Raw genomic sequence first — 6809 nt, forward strand, 5'->3', positions numbered from 1 at the left:
GTCGCTGAGGCGACCGGGCCTTCCTATTCTCTGGCCTCAACTACGAACAATCTGCGGCACTGATCCAAATCCGCTGATCTGTGATTGGGCTTCTTGGTATTACCGGCAACTCAACCAGGTCCTCGATGTCATCCCGCGCGTGAGAATGTGACCGGAAAAGCAAACCCTCGCCTATGTCCAAGGCCGCACCCATGAAGAAAAAACGAACCACGAAATCCGTCGGTGTCTCAAAAGGATCATCGCCCGACAAATCTACCGGACACTGCAGCGGCTCATGTCTTGTCAGCGGACATAGAAGGGTCGAACGCCGCGTCGTCCGCGGGATCTACTGCGTCATGGAAGCCGCCACCCGCCCGGACACCCCTTTACAAACATGGGAGCGTCCGATGACCTGCTACGCAAGTACTTGCCAAGGGGCACTGACCTGTCGATTCACGCCCCGGAGCACCTGCAGACGGTCGCTCATCAGCTCAACCATGAGCCCCGATCAGTGCCCGGTGGCTGGTCGCCGGTAGAGCTCTTCTCTGCCGTGCGACCCATCCCGGAACATCCACTGTTGCGACCATGACGAGAATGCACCCTGTCCCTGACCCACAGAAGGGCTCAAGGTCCGTGGTGCGAACACCGAGGAACGAAGCACCGTCGACACCAGAGCCTTGCGGTTGTCACAGTGCGGAACGCACGTGTGTCGACGCCGGGCGTACGGGGGCATGTGTCGATGTGCATGGAGTGGTCTCCCCACTCAGTCACGTTCCGAGCGTCCCATCTATGCAGCGGCACCACATCGCTCTAGGATTCTCCCACTGACCAGTGGGGGATCCATGGGCAACGAGCAAAACGCTTCTCGACCGCATGAAAAGCAGCGGCGTCTTTACCTGTCGACCTCCCGCAAGGACGGTGAGACACTCCAACCCCTGCTCAAGGGAATTGCGCTCATAGGCCATGACGTGTGGAACGGCGAAGAGATTTGGGCCGATTTGCCTCGGTGGGGTGAAGTCCTTCGGAGTATTCGTGAGTGTGACGCGATGGTTGTGGCTCTTTCGCCGCATCTGGTCTCGTCAGATGCCGCTGCTCGTGAACGTTGGTATGCGCAAAGACTTGGCAAACCTATCGTCCCCGTGATGGTGGCCGAAATGGAGGTCATGGATCTGCCCTCGGAGTTTGCCGGACTGCAGATCCTGGATCTGACCAACAATCCTCTGGCGCTGATCCAACTGGACAAAGCTCTCTCCGAGATGCCGCCCGCTCCGCCGCTGCCCACACCACTTCCCTCACCGCCGGAGGCGCCAATCAGTTACCTCCTGGAGTTGGGGCACAGAATACGCCAACCACGACTGTCCTACGAGCAGCAGGTTGACCTCGTGAACACGGTGCGGAGTCTGTCGGGCGATCTTGAGAACAGCAAGGAGGCTCGGAGGCTGCTCATGACTTTCTCCGAGCGGAGCGATTTGGACCCCCGAGTGAAAGATGAGATCGATACTATTCTCGATCGAACGCACAATGATCCTCCACTTTTCGAACCCCACGCGGTTGCCGGCACCGGGGCGCCCGCCCTCGTCGAAGACCTTCAGGATGGCGAAGGCCTTGCGGACCATGTCGGCTTCGTGCCGGACGCACCCTCGTCAATAGATCTGTTAAATCGGCAAGCCCTGGCGAGAGCAATAGTGAAAAAGTTGAAGGCCGTGCACGCGGGAAGGTCGGAGACCTCCTTCCTGATCCAAATCGACGGTCCTTGGGGCAGTGGAAAGAGCACCCTGATCAGCCTGGTGCGCAAGGAGCTGGAGCAGGCATGGTTGACAGTTCCGTTCAACGCATGGAGGGAGGAGGGCATCGGTCCCCCGTGGTGGTCACTACTCACAAGCCTGAGAAACGCGTACGTCGAGCACACTCCCTGGTGGAAAAGAATAGGAGTGCGTTTTCTGGAGATCGCGCATCGTACGCGCACCAGCGGCGCACCGTATGCGCTCGCATTGGTTTTCCTCCTCGCGATGAGTATTGCCATCTACAATTTGTTCGAACGGCCCAGACTCAACGTGCAGGACATTGCGGAATTGGGCAAGGCGGTCAGCGTCCTGGTGGCTGCCGGAACCACTCTGTGGCTCGGCTCCCTCCTGGCGAGCCGCTTTCTTCTCTGGGACTCCGCCCGTGGGGCCCGACTGTTCGAGCAGTCGGACGGAGATCCCATGCAGAACGTGTCCGAGCACTTCTCGTGGATCATGCGACGCACCAGAAGGCCGATTGTCTTTTTCATCGACGATCTCGATCGGTGCAAACATTCGTACGTCGTGGACCTGCTGGAAGCGGTGCAGACCCTGATGAGAGACCCGTTGCGGTCCGAGGCGCCCTTTTCCTCCGACAGAACAGGACGCCGGCATCCATCGGTCTACTTGATTGTCGCCGCGGACGGCGCCTGGATACGGAAGAGTTATGAGAAGGTTTTCGAAGACTTCAGTGGAAGCGTTGCCGAGCCCGGCCGCCCACTGGGGTACCTCTTCACCGACAAACTGTTCCAGCTTCGCGTGTCAATGCCGAGCGTGGACCCGTCCTATGGGAAGAAGTACCTCCAAGCATTGTTGCGGGGAAAGGTTCAGGATTCTCCGCGAACGGCCGAGATCGCCAAGGCAGTGAGGACCGTCAGTCATTACCTGGACACGACCACCTCCTCGGCCGAGATTACAACCATCTATAAGAGCACTCCGCTCGAGGTGCGGCCCCATCTCGTGGAGAAGGTTGTCGACAGATTGACCGAACCGGAGGTGCAAAAAGGGATCGAGCACAGCCTCGAGCGGTTCTCCGCCCTTCTGAGCTTCAATCCTCGCACGACAAAGCGTTTTATCAATACGTATTCGATGCTGCAAACAGTCACTATTCTCGAAGGTCATGTCGTGGACCCTGACACCCTGGCCCTGTGGACGATCATCGAGACTCGATGGCCGGGACTGGCGGATGCTCTTCGAAAGGAGCCGGACTTGATATCACCTACCGAGCCGGCGTCGGAAACACATGTCACAGACAACGCGTTTCTCGATCTGCTGGGGAGCAAAGCCGTGCAGGAGGTCATAAACTTTCGTCACGGAGGTCCGCTGACGGCAGAAGGTGTTCGCAAGTGCTGCGGTAGGCACACTGGATTGCCTGGCTCATGAATTATTTTTGGCGCACCGATTGCGCGGATATGTGACCCTTCACAAATGAGCATGGGTAGGTGTCTTTCTCCACGGCCGGTGTCCGCCGGCGGCGAGCAGGGCGCGTAGGCGATAGTTCTCGAGTTTCCGGAAGCCGCTGGCGACCCTGCGCATCGTCTCGATCACCCCGGTCACGGGCTCGGTGGGGCTGCTCGACCTTACACCTGGTCTCATAACTCGGTTGCCGGGTTCAGACAGCGGAGGTTGAAGAGGGTGACGGCAAGCAGCAGCAACGGGGACAGAGTCGCCTTGGTGCGGTCGTAGCGGATGCCGAGGCGCTTGTAGCGCAGGACCCAGGAGATGGTGCGCTCCACGACCCAGCGGTGCCGGTCGAGGTGGTTCGTGTCCTCGATGCCGCGCCGGGCGATGCGGTCCTTGATACCGCGACGGTGGAGGTAGCGGCGGCAGCGGGGATAGTCGTAGCCCTTGTCCGCGTGCAGCTTCTCCGGACGGCGCCGTGGTTGCCCCGGGCGGCCTCGTCGGGGGCGCACCCCGGGGGTGGTTCCAGGAGTGGTTGGAGAGACGGCTGTCATGGGTGTTGGCCGCCGAGACGAGCACGTGCAGCGGCAGGCCGTTGCTGTCGGTGAGCAGGTGGTACTTCGTGCCTGCCTTCCCGCGGTCAGTGGGGTTCGGGCCGGTCAGCTCGCCTCCCGTTTGGCCCGTACGGACATCGAGCCGATGCTGGCCGAAGGACCAGTCGAGGATCTCCTCCTCTTCAGAGCTCCTCGAGCACGGCCCGGTGGAGCTGCTCCCACACCCCGGCTTCCTGCCAGTGGCGCAGCCCGCGCCAAGCGGTGTGCCCGGACCCGCAGCCCAGTTCCACAGGCAGGTCCCGCCACCGGCAACCGGTGTGCAGCACGAAGAGGATCCGCTCCAGGGCTGCACGGTCGTCGATCCGCGGCCGCCCACCGGGACCCCGCGGTGGTGGCGCTTCCGGAATCAGCGGAGCGATCAGCTCCCACAGCCGGTCATCGACCATCCACTGATGCTTCCTCGTGGCCATGCAGGCATGGTCAGCCCTTCGGGCGAGGGCGAGCAACGACCGACCAGGTTTTGATTCCAGGTGTAACGCGCTGCTGAGCCAACGGGAGACGGCTCCGCGCCACGTCACCCTCTCACCGTCAAGAATCGGGGCCATCGTCGCCGGCGCCCTCATACTCACCACCCTCGAGAGAGGAACCCGGTGAGAAAACCTCACCGTACGAGAGGCGGATCTGATCGGGGCCGATCGGCTCCTCCTCGAGTTCGACGTCCGCTTGGTGTCCCTGGTCATCGGATTCTCTTCTATCGACTGGACACTGGACATGCGCTTGCTCCGATGCATGCTCAGCGCCGCCCGGGGAACGGCGGCGGCAGAAGGCCGGGCACAGCACGTCATTCATACCTTTCGGCGCAGGGAGTCGGCGACCTCGTCGAAGACTTCTCGGTGTTCGTCGAACACCTTCACGGGGGCGAAGAACACGAGAAACCCGGCCGGGTCGGTCTCCACGACGAAAACTCGGACCTGCAGCGTGACGGTGTCTGACAGGGGGATCGTCCCCTCCATGCGCTGGCCCTCGACATCCCCCACGGTGGCCTCGCCCTGGTCCCTGAGTGTCGCGTCACCGCCGGGCAGAAGTGCTTCGGCAGTGACGAGGTTGGCAGATGCAGATTGACCGCTCCGGCCTGCACCACCGTGGTAGACGGCGACCCCGACCACGCTGGATGGATCCTCGGCGATCTGCTCCGCGGCAAGAGCAGGAGCGCCTGGTTGATCGGCGAAAAGTGCTGTGAGGTCGTACTCGGACAACACGCTGACGGTGCTGACACCTGTCCCGCTGGTGTGATGCCCCCAGTTGTGCGGGACATTGAGTGTGAAGGGGACGCCTTCAGCTCGGAATAGCACAGGCTTGTTCCACGGGAGCATCGGCGAGAACAGCAGGCCGGCAGCGCAGAGAAGGACGACCACAGCACCCAGTGCGATCAGCCACCTGGCACGTCTCCGCCGAGGGGCTTCTTCCCAGCGCCTGGACCCAGTGCGTCGATGGGCGGGGCCAGCGGCCCGCGAGGGGTCGGTATGCCGTCCCGAGGCGCGGAAAAACCTTGCAGCGGCCGAGGCGTCGTCGGTTCCCTCATCGTCCGGTAGGGCGGCAACAGGTCCAATCTCGATGTTCGCATGGTCCGTTGGGGACGCCCACGGTGGTGGACCGCCGGTGAACGCCTCTTCGGACATCATCGCCACGAGCGCACCGCACGTGGGTGGTCGGTCGTCGCGTTGTTTGGCCATGCCGGCGACGATGGCGAGTTCGACGCTGATGGGGATGTCCGGTCGTTCCCTGGACAGGCGTGGTGGCTCCTCGGCCACGTGCGCCCACAGCTGCGCGGAGTCGTCGTCGTGCTCGAACGGCGGGTGGCCGGTGAACAGCGTGTACGCCAGACACGCCAAGGCATACACATCCACCCGGCCATCGACATCCTCACCACGAATCTGCTCGGGTGCGACGTAGTCCAGGGTGCCGAGGAAGTGACCTGCCGTCGTGACTCCGGTGGCGGAAGTGGTGCGCTTGGTGAGGCCGAAATCGGTGAGGTAGACGTGCCGGTGACCGTCCACTCGATCCTCGGAGAGCAGGACGTTGCCGGGCTTGACGTCTCGATGGACGAGTCCGGCCACGTGCGCGGCATCAAGGGCATCGGCGACTTCCGACAGGATCCGCAACGCCTCGGTGAGCGACAGCGGGCCTCGGACGTCGATCTCCGCTTTCAGATCCGTGCCGCGCACGTAGCGCATGGCTATGTACAGCAGTCCCGACCACTCCCCAGCGCCGTAGATCGGCAAGATGTTGGGGTGGTCGACGGAGGCGGCAAGCTTTGATTCACGGATGAACCGCTGTCGGAACTTCTCGTTGGCCGAAAGCTCAGGGGCGAGAAGCTTGAGGGCGACGGGGCGGTTGAGCTGGATGTCGAACGCCCGGTAGACGACGCCCATGCCGCCGCGGGCAATCAGCGACTGGATCCGGTAACCCGCGATCTCGGTCTCGGGATCAAGGTAGTCCTGCCGGCGCTCCACGGCTCAGCCAACCGGATGACCGCAGTAGGCACAGAAGCGAGCTGCCTGCGACAACGACCGGCCGCACTGGGTGCAGAACGCCGGGATGAATCCGCCGCCGGCACGGGGTGGTACGTGGCCCGCTACGTCTCCCTCCTTGCCGTTCGACGTCGGGGTCGCCTGCACATCCGCATCCGGAGCCGATGGTGCTTCCCCTGGAGGCGAGGTGGAGTGCGGCTCGCCTGGCACGTGGTACTCAGCGGACCGCGTCCAGGTGGTCGACTCCGACCGCTCGCGCCTATTCGGTGCTCGGCCGCCTGTCTGCTCACTCTCCATCCCTGCCGCTGCCGACCGCGCAGGCATCTCCTCGCTGCCGCTGGGCTGGTCGTTCGAGGCCTGGATCACCGACGACGCCGCCACGGCAGAGGTAGATGCCCGGCGATCGCCGGTTGCCGCGGCGCTGTTGCTGCCGGTGGGGCCTGGTCCGGAGCGGGGCGGGGGGTTTCCGGTTGCCGCGGCGCTGTTGCTGCCGGTGGGGCCTGGTCCGGAGCGGGGCGGGGGGTTTCCGGTTGCCGCGGCGCTGTTGCTGCCGGTGGGGCCTG

The 6809-nt window shown here is 63.1% G+C and carries 4 protein-coding genes and 1 pseudogene; 2 read left to right on the forward strand and 3 right to left on the reverse strand.

Going from position 1 to position 6809, the window contains the following annotated elements:
• Nucleotides 1–821: 821 nt before the first annotated feature.
• A complete protein-coding gene (locus tag ACFU0Y_RS14365; protein WP_380215209.1) occupies nucleotides 822–3143 on the forward strand; it encodes a P-loop NTPase fold protein in 2322 nt (773 codons plus the stop codon).
• A gap of 209 nt (nucleotides 3144–3352) precedes the next feature.
• On the opposite strand, the pseudogene ACFU0Y_RS14370 reads toward ACFU0Y_RS14365, so the two are convergent.
• The 3 genes and pseudogenes from ACFU0Y_RS14370 to ACFU0Y_RS14380 form a co-directional block, all read right to left on the reverse strand.
• Nucleotides 3353–4185 (reverse strand): annotated as a pseudogene (locus ACFU0Y_RS14370) (IS5 family transposase).
• Between the two features lie 375 nt (nucleotides 4186–4560).
• Nucleotides 4561–6228: a serine/threonine-protein kinase gene (locus ACFU0Y_RS14375; RefSeq protein WP_380215210.1), complete on the reverse strand. Its 1668-nt coding sequence runs from the start codon at nucleotides 6226–6228 to the stop codon at nucleotides 4561–4563.
• A 3-nt stretch (nucleotides 6229–6231) separates the two neighbouring features.
• Entirely contained in the window at nucleotides 6232–6570 is a 339-nt protein-coding gene (locus ACFU0Y_RS14380; protein WP_380215213.1) for a zinc ribbon domain-containing protein, read from the reverse strand.
• On the opposite strand from ACFU0Y_RS14380, the gene ACFU0Y_RS14385 reads away from it, so the two are divergent.
• Nucleotides 6482–6809: hypothetical protein (locus tag ACFU0Y_RS14385; RefSeq protein WP_380215214.1), on the forward strand; the 328-nt coding region annotated here is incomplete at its 3' end. The two genes, ACFU0Y_RS14380 and ACFU0Y_RS14385, sit on opposite strands and share 89 nt — an antisense overlap.

It is taken from the genome of Kocuria sp. NPDC057446, assembly GCF_042802875.1.
Lineage (GTDB): Bacteria > Actinomycetota > Actinomycetes > Actinomycetales > Micrococcaceae > Kocuria.

Excerpts from the sequence above, each read along its gene's own strand:
- ACFU0Y_RS14365 (WP_380215209.1), top strand. The coding sequence starts at position 822 with ATGGGCAACGAGCAAAACGCTTCTCGACCGCATGAAAAGCAGCGGCGT.
- ACFU0Y_RS14380 (WP_380215213.1), bottom strand. The coding sequence starts at position 6,570 with ATGCCTGCGCGGTCGGCAGCGGCAGGGATGGAGAGTGAGCAGACAGGC.